At 57.0% G+C, this 18648-nt stretch carries 15 protein-coding genes; 12 read left to right on the top strand and 3 right to left on the bottom strand.

What is annotated here, in order from left to right; genetic code table 11:
* Nucleotides 1–352: 352 nt before the first annotated feature.
* Nucleotides 353–1563, top strand: a protein-coding gene (locus AB4Y43_RS14470; protein WP_368605357.1) for an IS3 family transposase whose coding sequence is annotated in 2 segments (ribosomal slippage) — nt 353–668 and nt 668–1563 — 1212 coding nt in all. Because the reading frame shifts where the segments join, the coding sequence is not laid out codon by codon here.
* Nucleotides 1564–2247: 684 nt separating this feature from the next.
* Here AB4Y43_RS14470 and AB4Y43_RS14465 read toward each other — a convergent pair.
* Both AB4Y43_RS14465 and AB4Y43_RS14460 read right to left on the bottom strand, forming a co-directional pair.
* Nucleotides 2248–3126: a helix-turn-helix domain-containing protein gene (locus tag AB4Y43_RS14465; protein ID WP_368618971.1), complete on the bottom strand. Its 879-nt coding sequence runs from the start codon at nt 3124–3126 to the stop codon at nt 2248–2250.
* Nucleotides 3127–3880: 754 nt separating this feature from the next.
* Nucleotides 3881–4279 (bottom strand): hypothetical protein, encoded by a 399-nt coding sequence (locus AB4Y43_RS14460; RefSeq protein ID WP_368728073.1) that lies wholly within the window; start codon nt 4277–4279, stop codon nt 3881–3883.
* A 929-nt stretch (nt 4280–5208) separates the two neighbouring features.
* On the opposite strand from AB4Y43_RS14460, the gene AB4Y43_RS14455 reads away from it, so the two are divergent.
* Together AB4Y43_RS14455 and AB4Y43_RS14450 are read left to right on the top strand one after the other, a co-directional pair.
* The gene (locus AB4Y43_RS14455) at nt 5209–5379 is read left to right on the top strand and encodes a hypothetical protein (protein ID WP_176733004.1); all 171 of its coding nucleotides are present in this window, start codon (nt 5209–5211) and stop codon (nt 5377–5379) included.
* A gap of 474 nt (nt 5380–5853) precedes the next feature.
* A complete protein-coding gene (locus AB4Y43_RS14450) occupies nt 5854–6852 on the top strand; it encodes a GlxA family transcriptional regulator (protein ID WP_368618970.1) in 999 nt (332 codons plus the stop codon).
* 153 nt (nt 6853–7005) lie between these two features.
* Here the strand turns inward: AB4Y43_RS14450 and AB4Y43_RS14445 are convergent, their stop codons facing one another.
* A complete protein-coding gene (locus AB4Y43_RS14445) occupies nt 7006–8010 on the bottom strand; it encodes a GlxA family transcriptional regulator (RefSeq protein WP_368607081.1) in 1005 nt (334 codons plus the stop codon).
* Between the two features lie 471 nt (nt 8011–8481).
* On the opposite strand from AB4Y43_RS14445, the gene AB4Y43_RS14440 reads away from it, so the two are divergent.
* From AB4Y43_RS14440 to AB4Y43_RS14400, 9 genes are all read left to right on the top strand, one after another.
* Entirely contained in the window at nt 8482–9648 is a 1167-nt protein-coding gene (locus tag AB4Y43_RS14440; RefSeq protein ID WP_368728072.1) for a porin, read from the top strand.
* 278 nt (nt 9649–9926) lie between these two features.
* Complete coding sequence (locus tag AB4Y43_RS14435; protein ID WP_368618968.1) at nt 9927–10223, top strand: hypothetical protein; 297 nt, start codon at nt 9927–9929, stop codon at nt 10221–10223.
* 16 nt (nt 10224–10239) lie between these two features.
* Entirely contained in the window at nt 10240–10797 is a 558-nt protein-coding gene (locus AB4Y43_RS14430) for a helix-turn-helix domain-containing protein (RefSeq protein WP_368618967.1), read from the top strand.
* Nucleotides 10798–10922: 125 nt separating this feature from the next.
* A complete protein-coding gene (locus AB4Y43_RS14425) occupies nt 10923–11990 on the top strand; it encodes a sugar transferase (protein ID WP_368728071.1) in 1068 nt (355 codons plus the stop codon).
* A gap of 300 nt (nt 11991–12290) precedes the next feature.
* Nucleotides 12291–13403, top strand: a complete 1113-nt coding sequence (locus tag AB4Y43_RS14420; protein ID WP_368607012.1) for a polysaccharide biosynthesis/export family protein — start codon at nt 12291–12293, stop codon at nt 13401–13403.
* Nucleotides 13400–13834, top strand: a complete 435-nt coding sequence (locus tag AB4Y43_RS14415; protein WP_368728085.1) for a low molecular weight protein-tyrosine-phosphatase — start codon at nt 13400–13402, stop codon at nt 13832–13834. Before AB4Y43_RS14420 ends, AB4Y43_RS14415 begins: the two co-directional genes overlap by 4 nt.
* A gap of 42 nt (nt 13835–13876) precedes the next feature.
* On the top strand, nt 13877–16111 hold the full coding sequence (locus AB4Y43_RS14410) for a polysaccharide biosynthesis tyrosine autokinase (RefSeq protein WP_368728070.1): 2235 nt from the start codon (nt 13877–13879) through the stop codon (nt 16109–16111).
* 76 nt (nt 16112–16187) lie between these two features.
* On the top strand, nt 16188–17420 hold the full coding sequence (locus AB4Y43_RS14405) for an oligosaccharide flippase family protein (protein WP_368607008.1): 1233 nt from the start codon (nt 16188–16190) through the stop codon (nt 17418–17420).
* 27 nt (nt 17421–17447) lie between these two features.
* Nucleotides 17448–18647, top strand: coding sequence for a capsular biosynthesis protein (locus tag AB4Y43_RS14400; protein WP_368728069.1), 1200 nt, complete (start codon nt 17448–17450; stop codon nt 18645–18647).
* Nucleotide 18648 lies beyond the last annotated feature (1 nt).

Below are 18648 nucleotides of genomic sequence, written 5' to 3'. Positions count from 1 at the left end.
GGTAGCTCATGGCGGGAGTTCGACCTGGACTCGCCAACATGGACTGGTGATCTCCTGGCAAGCGACCTTCCATAGCCGTCACGGCACTTCTAGGCGAACGCGCCGTGCTGTATGGAATCACATCATTTGACTGCTCGGAGCACGCATCGCGTAGCACGGACCGCTGCTCAGCGCATGCAAGGGAGCGAGAGACGCTCCTTCGGAGAGCGGCTTGTTCACGTGGACGTCCGCTCCGCATTCCAGACCTGAGTTAATTACTGGAGCGGCCCCCTGAATCGCCGGACACAGTCTCCCGCTTAAACTAACGGGTAGGCATAAGACTGTGTTTTTGACTAACACCAGGCAGGAAGTGATGGAAGTGTTGACGGGCCCCGAGCGTCGGCGGCGCTGGACGGCGGAGCAGAAGCTGGCGATGGTGCGGGAGAGCCTCGAGCCGGGGAAGTCGGTTTCGATGGTTGCGCGCCAGCACGGCGTGAATCCGAACCAGTTGTTCCACTGGCGCAAGCTGTACCAGGACGGGAGCCTGTCAGCGGTCAAGGCTGGCGAGGAGGTGGTTCCGGCGTCGGAGCTGGCCGATGCACTCAAGCAGATTCGTGAGCTGCAACGGATGCTCGGCAAGAAGACCATGGAGAACGAGATTCTCCGCGAAGCAGTCGAGTATGGCCGTGCAAAAAAATGGATAGCGCACTCGCCCTTGCTGCCGGAGGACGACCAGTGAAGCTGGTTTGTGAAGTTCTCGGCGTGTCGCGCTCGAACGTATCGGCAAGAATGTCGCGTCCGGCGACATGGCGCGATGGCCGTCAATCGAAGCAGACCGACGATGCGACCGTGCTCGAGGAAATCCGCCGTGTCGTCGGCGATTTGCCCAGCTATGGGTATCGACGGGTTTGGGGCACGTTGCGCAACGAACGCGTTGCGGCTGGGCTGGTGCCGTTCAATGCCAAGCGAGTCTATCGCGTCATGCGCGCACACGGGCTGCTGATGGAGCGTCGACCGATTCCACCCCGGCCGCAACGCCGGCACGACGGAAAGGTGGCTGTAGCGCGCAGCAATCAGCGTTGGTGCTCGGACGGCTTCGAGTTTCGCTGCGACAACGGCGAGCCGCTGCGCGTGACGTTCGCGCTGGACTGCTGCGACCGTGAAGCGATGAGCTGGGCGGCCACGACGGCGGGCCATAGCGGCGACATCGTGCGCGACGTGATGCTGGCTGCGGTGGAAAATCGCTTCGGCAATGCGCTGCATACGCCATCCGAAATCGAGTGGTTGAGCGACAACGGCTCGGGCTACACTGCCGACGACACGCGGAGATTTGCAGTGGGCATAGGCCTGAAGCCATTGACCACGCCGGTGTGCAGCCCGCAAAGTAACGGGATGGCCGAGAGCTTCGTAAAAACCATGAAGCGCGACTACGTCGCCTTCATGCCGAAGCCGGATGCAGAGACTGCTGCTCGCAACCTGGCCATCGCGTTCGAGCATTACAACGAGAAGCATCCCCATAGCGCGCTGAAATACCGCTCGCCCCGCGAGTTTCGGCGCTCGATAGATTCAGCAACCTCAGTGTGAGGCTGTGTCCGGGATTACAGGGTCAACTCCAGTCTGAGCCGAAGTGAGCAAGACGATAGGCCCGACGAATTCGCGTCGGGCGAGATATCGCAGTGTTTCATATCGTCTGCGGTCCGGTTCACTCCAATCAAGCAGGAAGAGGTCAATTGAAACGTCTTCAAGCAAGCGTCGCAGCCCTTCATCACTCCTCGTCCCGAAACATAGGTGCCCCACGGAAGAAAGTATTTGAAGGGTATGGTCAAGTTCGCCAATGTCTGGCTCGAGGATTGCAATTATCTTGGCAGACGTTGATAGCCGGTGCGACTTTGTGGATAGTCGAAAGAGGGCATCTGGGTGGGGCCCGCTGTACCGGCATAGTGCAGGATTGATCAGTCGCACCGGACCCATGGCGCCCAGGCAGCTTTCACCCGCAAGCACACGGAAACGCTCCGTCAGGCGCCCCCAATGGGACTCACAAAACGAGGGTCCCGATTTCAACCACAACGCATAAGATAAGCGAAAATCCTCGAAACCGGTACGTCAATCTCTACCTGATTTCCGCCACTCTCCTGGCATTCGCGAGTGTCTTCATTTCCGCAAACGACGGGGGAATCTCCCGTTTCGCGTTGCACGGCACAGACCGGCGCCGAACCGGCATTTATGTTGGCGGGCCCCATCTGCCGCAGGATTCCGGCAAAAGGGATGCTACCCAACCGTATGACCGCGTCTGGTCCGATACTCCGTCGGTGTCGTGGAGAGATGTTTGCGGAACAGTTTCGCGAGCCGTCCGCCAGTGCCAAGCCCGCATCGTCGCGCAATCTTGTCGACGGGTAGGTCGGTATCGACCAGCAAGCGACAACTCATATTGATCCGCATGTGGAGCAGGTAGTCCGAGGGAGTGATGCCCATTTCGATCTTGAAGCGACGCAAAAAGTTGCGTTCGCTCATTGCGGCGACCTGTGCCGCGTCTTCTATCGTCACCTGGCGATCACCATTGGCTTCCAACCAATGTACGGATGCCTGGATGCGCAGGCTCACCCGGCCTGAGACATTCGTGCGGATCGCCGCGGTAGGACCGGTCCGCGGGTGACGCGGCATGACCTGGCGTGCCACCTCACGTGCAAGATCGCTTCCGAGGTCCAGTTCGATCAGCAAGAGTGCCTCTCGCAGGGGGGCAGTGTTCGTGTCCGCGAACTCGTTTTCGATAAGGCGGTCCCGAGCGTTTGTTCGCATCGCGCAATCTAACGCGCTGCCGGCCCACTCGATTCCTGCCGCTTCTAGCAGCGCTTTGCCTTCCCCGATCGGAACGACAGCCTCGCAGCGCGAGCATTCGAGGCGCAGCCAGCGTAACACGCGCTCATCGCGCAGCACGTGTCGCAGTGCAACTCCGCCAGCAATGAACAGCGTGTGAAATTTTCCGGCATGATGCCGATCCTCAACCCTGTCCGTCCAGACAGACACGGAGGATGAACTTTCGACACGCCCGCCGGTAATGGATAGCAGGGAAACATCGTATTCGGCATGTCCATTGCCGGCATAGTTCGCGTGTGCCAGCGCATTGGCTGACTGAAACAACTCAAGCACGGACGCCAGTCCGGAAAGCGAAAAGCCGCTACAGAGGAATGCTCCAATCTTCCTGGCTGTGCCCGGTTCGGGCGAGGCACAAAACTCCACGACGCGACTTCGTTGACCGCCACCTCCGCACTCCATCAGTACCCCGCTTTTCAATGGTCGTATTGGCTTACGTTGAGTCGAATACCCAAGCCAATGGAAAAAGAAGAAGAATCACCACACGTTCGTGAAGTGTCTGGCGGCATTCGCCGCATGCTGAACGCACTGCGCAGATTCAGAAATTATTTATGTATCTATTTTGAACTGAGATCGGATCATAAGCAATAAATATGCTATTCGCCACTATTGCTCGATATCTTTCGGGAAATGTGGCCCACCCAACAGTCAAGGTGTTGAAATACCTTATTGCGAGTGAAGCGCGAAAAGTATCCAGAATCGCAAATATCGCGGCAACTCATTCCGGCCGCATGCGAGTGCGCTCGCTGTGGTCATCTGTTACCGGCACGACCACTTACACTTGCCGATGCGGTGGCAAGGCAGTTACAGGCTCTCTGGCATAGCGCTGAAAGCCACCTGTATGAGCTCATCAAGGGAAGTGTCCACCCGGGGGCGAAGCCACGCACACGCTCGGCACGTCCGTGAGCGCATGACGGGCTTCGGGCAAACTACGGAAGATCAGCAACGCTGGCTGGGCAAACGGGAACGGCCTTACATCATCGTTGAGGGGGCGGGTGTCTCTGCGGGAGCGCGTTCCTACCATCGGCGCTCACATGACGTGAGTGCCTGCGGCGAAAACCGATGGGAAGCTGTCGTTGCTCAAGGTGTGCAGGCACGTGAGTGAGTCCACGCCGCGTACCGGTTTTTCGAGCACTAGGCTTGCACCACACTGCATGCCGGAGTTGATCACGGAATCAGGAGTATGCGGTGCAACGCACAACACGACGGGTACACCGGGCGCGCACTGCGAGAGGTGGGTAAGCGTCTCGTAGCGCACACCGTCGGGATCCGTCCAGTCGATAAGAAACAGATCGACCGACACATCGTCAAGCACCCGCCGCACGCCGCCATCGCTCCCCACTCCGAAACACAAATGCCCGGAGGCAGAAAGCATTTCGAGGGTTCTGTCTAACTCTTCGACATCGGATTCAAGGATTGCGATTTTCATAGGTCATTGGCACCCACAGGTGAAACGTAAGGCGGTGTTTCATCAACCGCCACACGGACCCGCTTGATGATGCCCTTCCGGAAGGACCGCGCGCAATTGAATACCAGGGAGTCTACGCGATCTCGACCGTAAAAAGTGTCAGAATTAATAATTCCTGGGAATTGTCCTGGGGCACTCCCGAAAACCCTAAATTTTTATCTCCGGATGCCGATAGCACACCGATGCCCGTTTGTCGTAACAAGCAGGGTTCGCTATTTCTCATAATCTGGGAATGTCCGGCACCGAGCATCGCGGACAATCTCGCACGCGGGAAGCTATTGCCCCTGCACCGATATTCCATGGGGCGCTCCTCTCCGTATTGAAGAAGACTCATCTCAGGTTTGCCGCGTTGTTGGAGAGGGGCGGTTTATCTGATGTCGCATCGGCATCCTTACGAATGTGGGCTGCCGGCTGCTGCTTCGCCGATTGTTCAATCTCGCGCGGCGTCAGCCGCTCGCCTCGAGTTGGGCGCGTTGACAGAGGCCGTCATTCGGTGGCATTGCAAGGCAAAGTGCGGCCGGATTGGATCGGGTAGCACAGAAAGAACCGCATGCGCTGCGGCTTGCTCCGCAACTGCCGTTCGCGCCCGAGCATGGGTTGTGGACTGATTTCGTTCCGATTACACGCGCTCGAAGCATTAACGAGCACTTGCTCCACGCCGGAACACTCCGGACTTTTCGCCTTCGCTGCCCGGATAACTGCGAAAACCTTCCGTGGCGCTCCTGCGCAGCGTTGGATTCGAATGCTGACGTCCGCTGCAGGAAGCTTTGACACAGCCTTCTCGCGGCGCTCTTGCCGCAGCATGTCCAGCCTCACTGCCATTTCGTCCGCGGCGCCACCACACGTGCTGCTCGCCGTGCAGCGCCACGAACGCCTCTTCCAGGCGCTGCATGCTGCCTTGGCTCGCGCCGGGCAACCCCGGCGCACTGCGCGATGCCGGCACTGAGTTTCGTGTGCCAGCGGCGGGCCGTATCGCAGGCCATGGCTACCTCGCGCTCAAGCCGCAGTTGCTTGATGTCGCGCAAACCGACTTGAGCCAACGATACAAGTGCACCGCGTAGTCGATGATTCGTCTCTGGGGACACGTGGCCGTGATAGCGCGCCCTGTCTTTCTTATTCTCGCCAGCCCCGGACAATGTGATAAAGCCACGATCGCTGGCCGCACATTAATTTGGGGATATGCTAATAGCATATCGCGGACTGCCCGGCTAAAAGGATAGCAGCATTGCATAAAATGCAGAAAGCATGTGTGTGACGATCGAAATTAAATGGAAGGGCATCAGTTAGCATTCGACAGGTAAAAAATACTGAAAATCTCCTCAAGGCCTACGCGAAGTAATCGCTAACACACTGTATTTAAATGCTTTTACGTGATCTCGAAAACTTTGGCTTTCTTGTCGATTAGTTCTAGTCCGACAAGACGTGTAACTATTTCGCCACCGATGGCGGGAAATGACTGTAAGTTAGGTACGATAGTGCCTTCGAGGAATTCGGCTCAATGAAAGCCGAAAATAGGTCTAATATCGGGGTGTGCGATGGTGAATTTCGTTAGTCACAGTATTGCTCGCGGTGGCCACTCAGGCGAAGTTCCAGTTCCGGGGTTGAGAAAGAGGATAATTTTTCTTCTCTTCTCAGGATTCCGCCTCTCCGAGGTTGCGACGGTCCTTGAGGTATTCCATGCAGCCAATCGCAACTCCTTACCCCATGATGCGAGGAGCGTCCATCCGCTCTACGACGTTCAACTAACGTCCCTCCAGGGCGGACGACTCGAGAGTTCATCGGCGGTGTCTGTCTGGACCGAACCTCTCGAACAAATGGATGAGGTTGGGCCAATTGATGCCCTGTTCATTGCCGGACCCGGAAGCAGTGCGCTGTCCGGCAACGAGACGACGTTGGAACGCATCCGGTTTGTCAGCAGCCAGGCAGCCAACGTGATCCCCATGGCAGACTCGAAGGTGCTGCTGACAATCGCCGGGGTTTCGGATCAGTTGGGCCAGTGGGCCGCCGGCAGAAAGGCCGACGACGGTATCGCGCGCAGGCCCGCTCACGCCTATATCGAACCATTCAACGGGCCAGTCCAGCGTGCGCTACAACTCATCAGGCAAGACCTTGGCGCAACTATTCCAAGGGCGATTACCGATATCACGGTGCCCGGTCGTCAAGAGATCGGATTGATGTCAGCAGCGCGTGAGCGCGCGTCAAACAGTGCGAGCGAACGCATACTCGAGTCTGCCCGATGGATCGAAGAAAACGGCGAAAGATCAGTCTCGATTGCAGAGGTCGCGCAAATCGCAGCGATGAGCGAGCGCAACTTTCTGCGCCGGTTCAAGATCGAAATCGGCATAACCCCTTCCGAGTACCTCATGTACTCCAGATTGGAGCTCTGCTGCCAGCTGCTGGTCGAAACCGACTTGCCGGTTGAAAAGATTGCCCGCCGCTGCGGATTGAGTGGTGGTGGCTCTCTCTCAAAGCTTTTCCGAAAGCACTTTTCACTGACGCCAACTGAATACCGAGAGAAAAAGAAACTGGCGTGACGCAGCGACTCGCTTTGCGGGCGGTGTTGGTATGCGTCGCTTTTTTTGACGGTTCGCTGCAGCTTGTTGAATTTCCGGCTCGTCTCCGAGACCGATGCGCGCCGGGAGTCCGGTGAGGATTTTCGCACAGGAAAAGGTGCGGTCGATCGTCGTTCAACCTCCTGATCGCTTCCGGTCATGCTCCATATCCGAATGCTCCACACGGTACTCGGTTGGCGTGAGTTGAAGATGTTCGCGAAAGAGTTTCGATAGTCTGCCCCCGCCGTTTATCCCGCTGCGTCGCGCAATCTTTTCGACCGGAAGACGGGTCTGCGCAAGAAGCCGACATGCCATGTCGAGGCGGACTTTCAGTAGATACTCCGAAGGCTTCATTCCCACCTCCTGCTTAAACCGCCGCAGGAAATTACGACTGCTCATAGCGGCGATTTGCGCTACCTCGTCCAGCGAGATATCCCGATTGCCATTCGCACAGATCCAATGTGCTGCATCCTGAATCGGTTGACTGAGTGTCGCTGCGATACCGCGTCGGATGTCATCCGTCAAACCCGGGCTGAACTGTGGATCTATGGACTTCGCAATTTGCGTGGCAATAACATCGCCGTGTTCGCCTTTGATGACCGCGACCGCAGCCGAAATCGCACCGTCGGCGGAAATCACCTGAGTCTGGCGATTCTTGCAGGGATGACTGTTCAGGCTTGCAAGCGCGATATCGTGTGTCAATCTTCCCATCTGTGCGAGGGCAACGCTGCTCTCGCCAATCGCGACGAGCAGATCGCAGTTCTCCTGCACGCGATGCAACCACCTCGAAAATTGATTGTCTCGCAGTAAGTCGCGGATTCCACTACCACCGGAAAGCATAATCGCGCGGAACGAGTCCGCGGCAACGAGGCTCTCAACGCTATCCGTCCAGACACATACCGAAGACGAACTGGTTATCCTGCCGCCCGCCGAAGAGAGGAGTCGTACGTCGTACCGGACAGCGTGTGTCTCATGCCTCATCATGGCCGCGTTCAAGGCACGGAAAGCTTCGACAATGATAGCCATATCGGCCAGTGCAAATCGATCGCATAAGACAAGACCGATTTGCCTTTGCTCCCCACCTTGGTATTTGCCCGGCTGCAACGTCCCGGAATTCCCGATCAAAGGCCCCATCTTCATCCCATTTTATTGAAAATCTTTATGACCGATCCGACCTTCGGCCTCACGACCGGATCATCCTACTTAGCGAAAATTATCGAAACGCGACTGTGGCGAGATCAGTCGCAGTTTTATCTGTTTTCGACAATTCAATCGCTATCGTCCCGTGGTCTAACATACCGACCGATAGCTTCGACTATAACTGCGCAAGTCGAACGTGCAAGTGGCTGTAGCGATGCGGTCGCTGAGCGATATCCGACGTTTCAATCAGGAGAATGGCGGAATTGAAGAACGTTTTGGCGATGTGGGGGAAGTATTCCCGATGATATAGTCGCGCAGCATACAGAGACCATAAACTGGCCGGCTGTCCGGCCTTTTCCTCTTCATAGACTGGATCGAGCCGGGAACGTATCGGAAGAGACCTTCTGCCAAACCCAAAGTCAGTCCAGGTGGACGGATTTTTATAGAGTCGTACATTCATAGGGTTGCAAGATGAAATACAAGATCGCTGCCGCAGCAGTTCTATCTGCTACTTTGACGACGGCAGCCCAGGCGCAAAGTAGCGTCACCCTGTATGGCCTAATCGACGCCGGCTTCACATATGTACGGGGCGGCGCCAATACGTGGCAGGTGAAGAGTGGAACGGTCAATGGCAGTCGCTGGGGGTTGCGTGGTTCGGAGGACCTTGGCGGTGGCCTGAAGGCAATCTTCACTCTGGAGAACGGCTTTAGTATCGCGAATGGTACTGCCGGGCAATCCGGGCGCATGTTCGGAAGACAAGCGTTTGTCGGTCTCGCGAGTGATCAGTATGGGGCAGTGACGATTGGCCGGCAGTACGATAGCGTGGTTGACTACCTCGCGCCTCTCTCAATCACAGGTAGCCAATACGGCGGCACGATCGCCGCGCATCCATTCGATAACGACAATCTGAACAACTCAGTCAGATTCAATAATACGGTCAAATACACCAGCCTCAACTACGCAGGATTCAAATTTGGCGCTACCTATTCATTCTCGAACAGCTCGCAGTTCGCGAACAATCGGGCCTATAGCTTTGGCGCGTCCTACGCGTGGAGTGGCCTTACCGTAGCCGCCGGCTACCTCCAGTTGAACAACGACATTACCTCGACCGTGTTCGGGAATAGCGGGCCGAGTTCCAGCGCAAGCGGCGCACAGACCGGTGAGTGGACCTTCCTTGCTGGTCGGCAACGTACCTTCGGTGGTGGGTTGAGCTACGCATTTGGTCCAGTTGTCGCCGGCTTGGTCTATACGCAAACCAACCTGTCAGATGCGCTCGGCGGCGGAATCTCCTCGCGCCAATCCGGTGCGTCCGGCGGCATAGCTTTCCGCGCTAATAGTGCGCGCTTCCAGAATTTTGAAGGTAACGTGCGTTACGCGTTGTCGCCGGCTATTAGCTTCGCCGGGGCGTACACCTATACGCGTACTGACCTTGGCGGTGGCGTGAATCCGATCTACAACACCGTATCAGCACAGGCAGACTATGCGCTGTCCAAACGCACCGATGTTTATCTGCAAGGAAACCTCCAGCACGTCAGCCGGAATTCCGGCCACGTGTCGGCATATCTGAACGGGCTGAGCGCGGACTCGAACACACAGAAGCAAGGCACGGTCACGATCGGCATGCGCCATCGGTTCTAGACCTCGCAGTTTCTTCGAAAGATCAAGGCGCCTCCCGGCGCCTTTTTTTGTGTCACTCTGCTTCTCACCTGTCCGTCCTCTTTTGTTCGCCCTGAGTGATTTGCTACCGGAAATGGGAAGTCGCGTCTTTGGATGAAAAGATAACGTAGTATCGCGAACCAAATTTCGATGAATAGAATATATGCTGATATCGCAGATCAAGATTTACAGATGCGCATCAGACGGCCAATTCATTGGCGGGTTCAGACAGGGTTATTGCGCCATTCGAGAAAGAAGTTATGATGCGACGCAACGACGATGATTCACCCACGGATAATTTTGATCCGAAAGATGAGCTGTCGGATCGATTAAGATTGACGATCGCAAAGTGCGCACTTGCCGGTCTCAGTGTTCAAGGAATTTCTCACCTCGTCTCGAAGGTGTGCGGATTTATTGTGATCGGACCAGCACCTTCGAGCCGCGTGGTGGCGCGTGTTGTCGATAGCTCGCTTCAAATTGCATTTGGCGGTGCGAATAAGTGCAAGGCACCCAGGAAAGGCTTAACCCGTCTGGGAAGCGCTCCGATGCGTCAGTGATCGACAGGGGATCCATATGAGTACTCGGGTGAGCAGCGTGGCGGCTATCAAAGACTCCGCACTGATGTCTGTATCAGGCGGCGATGGAAGCAATGCGATGCGAGCGACCACAACCGACATCTTTTTGAATTATCGAAATCGTCCAGCGAGAAAGGCACAGCGGGAGGCACGAATTGAAGGACTGATGCGGGTATCCGCTAGAAATCTCGAATTGGCCTGTGGAAATCGAGTGTCAACAGCGGAAGCGGCACAGCGCGCGGCCATGAGTGAGCGGACCTTCCTGAGGCGTTTCAAGCAACCATTAGGGGTGTCTCCACGGGAATTCTTGCGACGTGCTCGTCTTGAGAGGGCGCGCTCGCTGCTCGCACAAACGGACCTGTCAATAGAGAAAATTGCGCGTCAGGCGGGATTTGTCGGGCGAAATTGCATGGCGAACCTGTTTCGCCGTCACCTTGCGACCACTCCGACTGAATATCGCGCTGGGGTGCGCAGCACAACAGGCGGCTTGTTCAACTGCCCAACGCAAGCAGGTGCGGTAGAAACGACCCACGTACAACTTAAGTCTGAAGTGTGACCAGGTGGGGTGCCACACCTGACGCAGCAATCATGTGATGTACCTCCTTCCATGTCGTGTATGAATTGATCTGGTGATCTACGGATCGCTAGCGCTCGCTTGCGTTAGATTAGGATACCGAAATTATGAACTCGATATTCAGAAGAGCCGTAGATGTCGGATTGATCGTTCTCGGATCAGTTGTCCCGCTTTTCAACGGTACGCTGGAAGGACCTGAACGCCACGTATTTGATGGCTCGCTTGTTGCGTTCGCCGCGGCGCTGGCGTTATCCGTATTTCCAGCTTGCGGCATCTACGACTCTGGCTCGAGATATTCGCCGCTCAACCTGTTCAGCCGAACGGTTCTCGCGTGGATCGTTGTTCAGGGAGCGACAACGTTGTTGCTGTATGTCTTGCACAAGGCGCAAATCCTGTCGAGTCTGTGGTTTGCATACTGGACGGTTACGAGCGGCATCGGGCTTCTCATTTTCCGCGCGCTTACGCTCGCGATCTATGGAAAGATCGAGCGCGTCGCACGCCGCCGCCCCGCTGTGGCAGATGGTAGGGATCCTGCTCATAAGAGACAGGGCACGGTTGGGGCGGTCGTAAACCGGGTGATAAAGCGTGGTGTGGACATCCTTGGTGCCGCGGCACTGCTGATTCTGCTTTCCCCCGCGCTGCTCGGACTCGCGTGGTTGGTCAGGCGTGACGGGGGAAGTGCAATATTCGGTCATGTGCGGGTTGGCAGAAACGGACGACGCTTTAAGTGCCTGAAGTTCCGCTCGATGATTCCGAACGCGGACCTGGTCCTTAAAGAACTTCTCGCGCGGGACGCCGATGCCCGTGCCGAATGGGACAGAGAATTCAAGCTCAAAAATGACATTCGAATCACGTCAATCGGCCACTTTCTCCGCAAGACCAGTCTCGACGAGTTGCCACAGCTGGTGAATGTCCTGAAGGGCGAGATGAGCCTGGTGGGTCCGCGACCAATCGTCGAAGCCGAACTCACCCGCTATGGGGCCGATGTTGGCTACTACCTGATGTCCAGCCCCGGAATGACCGGACTTTGGCAGGTCAGCGGGCGCAATGACACCGATTATGCGACGCGCGTGGCACTAGACGTTGCCTACGTCAAGAACTGGTCGATATGGCGCGATGTATCGATTCTCGCCAGAACATTCAGCGTCGTACTGCGTGGTTCGGGGGCGTACTGATGTCAACAGCTGACCACCGTTGGTCCGATCCTGGTTCCGTGCCAACCGGCGGAAGCTAGCGGGAGTGGTGCGTTTCTTCGCTCAGAGGCGTCGCGCTTTCGTCGGGGGGCGGGGCAGGTGCATTACAAGTCTGATCTCTGGTCCGCTCGCCGTATTCGCATTATCGGATCGCGAGCATGCCAGAACTTCAACACAACAGATACGAGTGGACGAGTGTACGAAAGACGAATGCGAAGTGTGTCGCAAGGGGCGTGCTATTCCCCTGATAAGCTCCGCCGGGGGCGGAGCGGTTTGACACTAATGGTTTTGTCGGTGGCGGCCGCGCTGTCCGCGTGCTCACTTTCGCCGGGTATGCGCATGGAGCAGCCGGCGACGCTTGCAGCTGCCAGTCAGATCGGACCTGACGGAAAGAATGAGCAGACGGCGGCCCTGGGTGTACCCGTTACGAATATCGACATTGCGTTGATCCAGAAGTTGAGGGACGCGCAGGCGACTTCCCCGGACGGCACCTCGGCCGTCTCGGTGGTCCCGCGCCCGTACACAATCGGTCGAGGCGATGTACTACAGATAACGGTTTGGGATCACCCTGAACTCGCGGTCGCGGCCGGCGCGCAACCGCAGGCGACAACGCGCGCGGCCGACGCGCCGCCGGGCTTCGTCGTTGACCAGGACGGGACGTTGCAGTTCCCTTATGCGGGCAGAGTACGCGTTGCCGGTTTGCAGCCGGAGCAGATACAGGTGCTGTTGACGCAGCGGCTCAGCAAGAGCTTCCAGGACCCACAGGTCAGTGTGCGGGTCGCGTCCTACCGTGCGAAGCAAATCTATATCGAAGGCGAAGTACATACGCCCGGCTCACAGCCGCTGAACGATATTCCCATGACGTTCTACGATGCTGTCAGCCGCGCAGGTGGGTTCGAGTCAACCGCTGATCAGAGTCGCGTCGTCCTGGTGCGCAACGGCGTATCGGAGCGCATAAACCTGACGGAAATGGCGGTTCGGGGGCAGAACCCCTCGCGCATCCTTCTTCAGGATGGGGACCTGCTCCGTGTGCTACCGCGCGAAGACAGCGGCGTATATGTCATGGGGGAGGTGAACAAGCCTGTTACGGCTTTGCCTATGCGCGACGGGCGGTTGACGCTCAGCGAGGCAATCCTTCAGGCCGGCAGTATCAATTCAAACACTGCGGATGCGGCACAGGTTTATGTGATTCGTGGTGGAGTAAAAAAGCAACCGGAAATTTTCCATCTGGACGCCGCGTCTCCGGTCGCCATGATTCTCGCCAATCAGTTTGAGCTGCATCCGAAGGACGTTGTGTATGTCGATGGCAATGGCCTGGTGCGCTTTAGCCGCGTGTTGAGCCTCCTGTTGCCAGCCATCAACGCTGGTCTGACCGCCGCGATCGTCACGAAATAATGAACTCAATCCTGGTTGTTTGTGAAGGGAATCTCTGTCGTAGCCCGATGGCTGCCGCAATGCTTGGTTCGCTTCTCAAGGGGCAACAGATAGCCTCAGCAGGGCTGAACGCACTCGTCGGGATGCCCGCTGCGCAATACGCGTGTGATGTGATGCGCGAACGTGGCCACGATATCACTGGTCATCGTGCGACGCAGATTGCGCGCTCCCTGTGTTCCTCGGCCGACGTAATTCTTGCAATGGATGGAGCGCAAAAACGTCAGATCGAAAGCCAGTTCTCCTTTACACGGGGCAGGGTGTTTCGCCTCGGTGAGTTTTTGGACATTGATGTCGAAGATCCATACCGCCGACCGAAATCGGAATTCGAGCGTTGCGCCGAACTGATTTCAGTCTGCCTGACTGAGTGGACGGCTCGCTTTAGTGCGCTGTGATCCGAGATATCCGGGGGCAACCCCGTCGTACGTTAAAAAGACATGACTAATACTCCTGTGCCAACGCCACAGACCGCAGACGATGGTGATCGAGACCTTGTTGTGGTGCTCGATACCCTGCTTGAGAACCGATGGCTCATCGCGACAATAACCGCGTGCTTCCTGGTGGCCGGTGTCGCGTATGCGCTTCTCGCAAAGCCAGTGTTTGAAGCGAGCATCATGGTCCAGGTCGAGGACAGTCCCGATACTTCCGCGGCGAAGAGTTTGCTCGGTGACATCTCATCGCTCTTCGACGTGAAATCCTCAGCTGCGGCAGAAACCCAGATCGTCGCTTCGCGCCTTGTAGTTTCGCGAACGGTCGATGCCTTGAAGCTCTATATCGATGCCCAACCGAAGCGCTTCCCTGTGATCGGAAGCTTTATCTCACGACACTATGACGGTCTTTCGCAGCCTGGCATCGCTGGCATTGGAGGCTTTGCCTGGGGAGGAGAGCGCATCGCAGTATCGCAGTTCGACGTCCCCCGGAAATACGAGCAGGACAGGTTCAAGTTGATCGTCCTCGACGCAAACCGGTACTCCCTGAGCGGAAGTGACCTCGACCAGGACTTCATCGGCCAGATCGGCCGCAAGGAAGTCATCACGACGCCGCGCGGCCCCATCGTGCTTCACGTCAATTTCATTGATGCGAACGCCGGCGCGGTATTCGTGCTGGTCCGAAATTCGAGGGAACGGACCATTGACGATATCCAGGACCGGCTGGATGTGCAGGAGAAGGTCAAGCAGTCGGATGTCGTCGTCGCGACGATCCAGGATACCGATCCGTTGTGGGTGAGTTCCACGATGAACGAGATCGGCCACCAGTACATCCGCCAGAATATCGAGCGGAAGTCTGCCGAGGCCGCGCAGTCACTTGACTTCCTGACGGGTCAACTTCCTGCCTTGAAGCAGCAGCTTGCTGATTCTGAGGCGAGGCTGACCAAATTCCGGAATGAGCGCGGTACGGTTGACCTTACCGAGGAAGCCAAAGTCGCGCTCGCGCAGTCTTCGGATGCGAAGACTCGTTTGCTGGAGCTCGAGCAAAAGCGCGCTGAACTTTTGACGCACTATACCGCGACCCATCCGAGCGTGATTGCCATCAACAGGGAGATCGCAGCGCTCGACGGATATGCGAGCTCGACTGAGCAGGAGATGCGTCGACTTCCCGATCTTCAGCAGGATTTTGTCCGGCTCATGCTCGACGTAAAGGTCAATACGGACCTTTACACGGCATTGCTGAACAATGTCCAGCAACTGCAACTTGTGCAGGCAGGCAAGGTCGGCAATGTCCGCCTCGTTGACGTCGCTGCAATTCCGGAGCTCCCTGTCAAGCCGAAGACGCCCCTCGTCGTAATCGCATCGCTCCTGTTGGGACTGCTCGTGGGGTGCGGAACGGCGATCGCACGTTCGATGTTGTTTCACGGAATCACCGACCATAACGAGATAGAGCGCCGTCTCGGCCTCAGTGTGTACGCGACGTTGCCGTATAGCGAGCACCAGAACGATCCTGGCGACGGAAAGAGAATGCAGAGGCGGGGCAAGGCGACACTGTTGTCAGTTGACTTTCCTGGTGAACCCGCTGTCGAGTGCGTGCGCAGCCTGAGAACCGCAGTGCAGTTTGCAATGCTCGAGGCGAAGAACAATATCGTGCTGATTGCAGGCCCAACGCCAGGTGTAGGGAAGACCTTTATTTCGACAAATCTCGCGGCGGTCATTGCGAGCGGTGGCAAGCGCGTCCTGCTTATTGACGGCGACATTCGACGCGGTCGCGTGCACGATTACTTCGGCGTTGCGCGTGCCGGTGGGTTGACCGATCTGATCGCCGGTCAAGCGGGGCTCGACGATGTTGTCCACCGTAATGTCGTAGACGGGCTTGATTTCATTACAACCGGGACGATTCCGAAGAACCCGGCGGAACTGCTACTTAAGCGCCGGTTGTCGACTGTGCTCGACGATCTGTCGAAGCAGTATGACATCGTGATCATGGATACTGCACCGATTCTGGCGGCGCCTGAAGCGGGTATTCTCGGCGGTTTCGCTGGTATCACCTTTGTTGTGGCACGCGCGGGGCTGACGCGTCTCGGGGAGATCGCGGAGTCGACCAAGCGCTTCTCGCAGAACGGCGTCAAGGTCAGTGGCGTGATATTCAACGGCGTCAACCCCCGTCTCGGCCAGTATGGCTACAAGTATGGCGGCTATCGTTATGTGGCGTACCAGTACGGTACGGCTGCGGAAGAGTGACGCGTGCACGCCTCAACGCGCATCGAGTCCGGCCTGTCGGGTCGACTTTGCCGGTTCTCACCCCGGAGGTAATTTAATGGTCAACCCGAGGGACTCGCTCATATCGCTCCTGGGTGTCGTGTCCGGGCAAGCGGCATTGTTCGCATGCATCTTCCTGATTGGCCGCTGGGACGGCCCTGGCGCTCTGGGGGAGTTCAACTACCAGCTTGCACTTGCGACGTTCGGCGGGACGCTGCTAGGGCTAAGGTACGAGCTCGCGTGCGTCAGCGACAGTCCGCGCGAGTCCTTTGGCGCACTTGTCAACGTAATGGGTCTTGCGCTTGTATTGGCAACGCTGCTCGCAGGGGTCGTCGCTGTCGCTGGGCGCGCAGAATACTATGCGCTCGTGGGCTACGCATTCGCCGCGTTCGCGCAGATCGCCGCTGGCGCATTCCTGAACAGCATGCGGTGGTACGGCTGGATCACAGTCTCGAGGGTGGTCACAAATTGCGGCTTTCTCGCGTACCTGCTACTCGGTCAAGTCTGTACGGCTTGTGCAAAGGTTGGTCTCTTTGACGCGTACATGGTTTCGACGGCCAGCGTCGCGATTGTGATGGTAGCGGGGATCGCAGTGATCGGCAGCCGAAGCGGATACGCTTTCAAGCTGTCGCCCGGATTCTTTGCGGACAACAGGCGATTTGCTGCGTACATCCTGCCGTCGACGATCTGTGCGTCCGTGTTGACTTACGCGTTGGCAATTGTGATACCGCATTGGTATGGCGCGCACGTTGCTGGGTATTTCGCCCTCGCGTACCGGCTGGGATTCTTCCCCGTCTCGCTGATTGGCCAGAGTATCGGAGGGGTCTTTAGGCGTGATGCTATCGGTGCGATCGCTCGCGAAGATGCACGAAGTGCGTTGCTTAACGTCTACCGCATCTACGCGCGCTCGCTGGTTGGAATAGCAGCCCTCTACGCAATTGGCGGCCTTGTGCTATTCGACCCGGTCGTGACATGGGTCTTTGGATCGAAGTGGTACGGTGCCGTTCGATTTTTCAATAGCCTCGTACCGCTATTCGCGCTGCAACTCGTCTACGTCCCGCTTTCCCAGATCTTCCTCGCGACCCGTGCGCAGCGGACCGACTTCATGTTTCAGCTCCTGTCTGGCATCTCCCTGTTGACTGCTCTATGTATTGCGAGATGGTTCGACCTGTCAGCAGAAGCAAGCGTATTCACATTTTCGCTTGCAGGTGCAGCACTAATGGCAGGCGGAATAGGAATTACGTATCGCGTGCTCAACGCGAATCTGGTGCGGTTGAGCCCCGCTGCCTAATCGAGAAAGGGAAACGGAGATTTACCGATGATTCTGATAGTCGTTGACTCTCTCGAGAGATACTACTTCGCCGCGAGGCTCGTGCATGCCGTTAGAGGTGAGTATGACTTCCTGTTCCTGACGAGTGAGCCAGTTGCGCATCTTCGCCTGAAGTGTGCGGGGTACCGTTCATACTACCTACGCAAGGTCAGAAACCCCACACTGGAAGTGGACGAATCCTGCACAGAATATCCTTACGATCGCTCGATTGAGGTGCTAAACGGGCAGGTGAGCCGGGAACGCGCACGCGTAGAATCCTGCGCGGTGGTGCGTCGTGTGTCGTCGCTCCTGACACGGTTTAGCGTGACCCAGTGTTTTATGTGGAACGGTCAGCAACTGGTCTGCAGGGCTGTTTCTCACGCGTGCCTGGTACATGGGGTTCCACAGAGGTTCCTTGAGATATCCAATCTCCCCGGCAAGCTCTTCGTGGATTCGTCGGGTGTCAATGCACTTTCCATCATCTGTCGGGATCCGGCTGTGATTGATCGGCTCTCGTTGCCGGACGAGGAGACGCACCGGCGTTGGCTGATGCATTACGAAAGCGCCAAGTCTAGGCCGTTGCCCCAGGCTCGAACTTCGCTGAAGCGAAAGATCGTCTCGGGAGTGAATTACGTTCTGAAGTTCGCGAGCTCGGGTGTTGGGCGTAAGCGTCTTGCAACCGTACGTGCACGAAATGGCGGTCGGAGACCAGTTGACATCAAGAACTACGTCGCCTCCGAGCTGTCGACGCAGCGCTACGTGTTTCTGCCTCTTCAGGTATCGGGCGATACACAGATCAAGCTGCACTCAGAGATCGATAACCTGGGGGCGATCCGGCATGCGTTGGAGTTCGCCGTTACGCAGGATGCTGCATTGCTGGTAAAACTTCATCCGGCCGAAAATGACGAGTCTGCGATCAGTGCAATAGAGGCTATGCGGGATAGGTGTCAGTTTACTCTGGTGTCGTCGCCGACGACTGATCTTATCAAGCATGCGCAGGCAGTCGTCACGATCAACTCGACGGTAGGACTCGAGGGATTGCTGTACGGAAAGCGCGTGATTTCACTGGGGCAATGCTTCTACAAGAACTTCGACCGGACGCGGCTGCTGAAATACATACATTCGTTCCTGATCGACGGAGTTGACTACTTCTCTTCGGGCGGGATTTCTCCGGAGGCCGCCCGCAAGGTATTTTCTATTGAGCATTGAA

It is taken from the genome of Paraburkholderia sp. BR10872 (assembly GCF_040965835.1).
Classification (GTDB): Bacteria; Pseudomonadota; Gammaproteobacteria; order Burkholderiales; family Burkholderiaceae; genus Paraburkholderia; species Paraburkholderia nodosa_A.
Note: the sequence above shows the minus strand (reverse complement) of the source record. Positions and strands in the feature narration are given on the sequence as shown.

Coding starts and splice junctions, on each gene's coding strand:
- AB4Y43_RS14460 (WP_368728073.1), bottom strand. CDS start 4,279: ATGAAAATCGCAATCCTTGAATCCGATGTCGAAGAGTTAGACAGAACC.
- AB4Y43_RS14455 (WP_176733004.1), top strand. CDS start 5,209: ATGCTGCCTTGGCTCGCGCCGGGCAACCCCGGCGCACTGCGCGATGCC.
- AB4Y43_RS14450 (WP_368618970.1), top strand. CDS start 5,854: ATGGTGAATTTCGTTAGTCACAGTATTGCTCGCGGTGGCCACTCAGGC.
- AB4Y43_RS14445 (WP_368607081.1), bottom strand. CDS start 8,010: ATGAAGATGGGGCCTTTGATCGGGAATTCCGGGACGTTGCAGCCGGGC.
- AB4Y43_RS14440 (WP_368728072.1), top strand. CDS start 8,482: ATGAAATACAAGATCGCTGCCGCAGCAGTTCTATCTGCTACTTTGACG.
- AB4Y43_RS14435 (WP_368618968.1), top strand. CDS start 9,927: ATGATGCGACGCAACGACGATGATTCACCCACGGATAATTTTGATCCG.
- AB4Y43_RS14430 (WP_368618967.1), top strand. CDS start 10,240: ATGAGTACTCGGGTGAGCAGCGTGGCGGCTATCAAAGACTCCGCACTG.
- AB4Y43_RS14425 (WP_368728071.1), top strand. CDS start 10,923: ATGAACTCGATATTCAGAAGAGCCGTAGATGTCGGATTGATCGTTCTC.
- AB4Y43_RS14420 (WP_368607012.1), top strand. CDS start 12,291: ATGGTTTTGTCGGTGGCGGCCGCGCTGTCCGCGTGCTCACTTTCGCCG.
- AB4Y43_RS14410 (WP_368728070.1), top strand. CDS start 13,877: ATGACTAATACTCCTGTGCCAACGCCACAGACCGCAGACGATGGTGAT.
- AB4Y43_RS14405 (WP_368607008.1), top strand. CDS start 16,188: ATGGTCAACCCGAGGGACTCGCTCATATCGCTCCTGGGTGTCGTGTCC.
- AB4Y43_RS14400 (WP_368728069.1), top strand. CDS start 17,448: ATGATTCTGATAGTCGTTGACTCTCTCGAGAGATACTACTTCGCCGCG.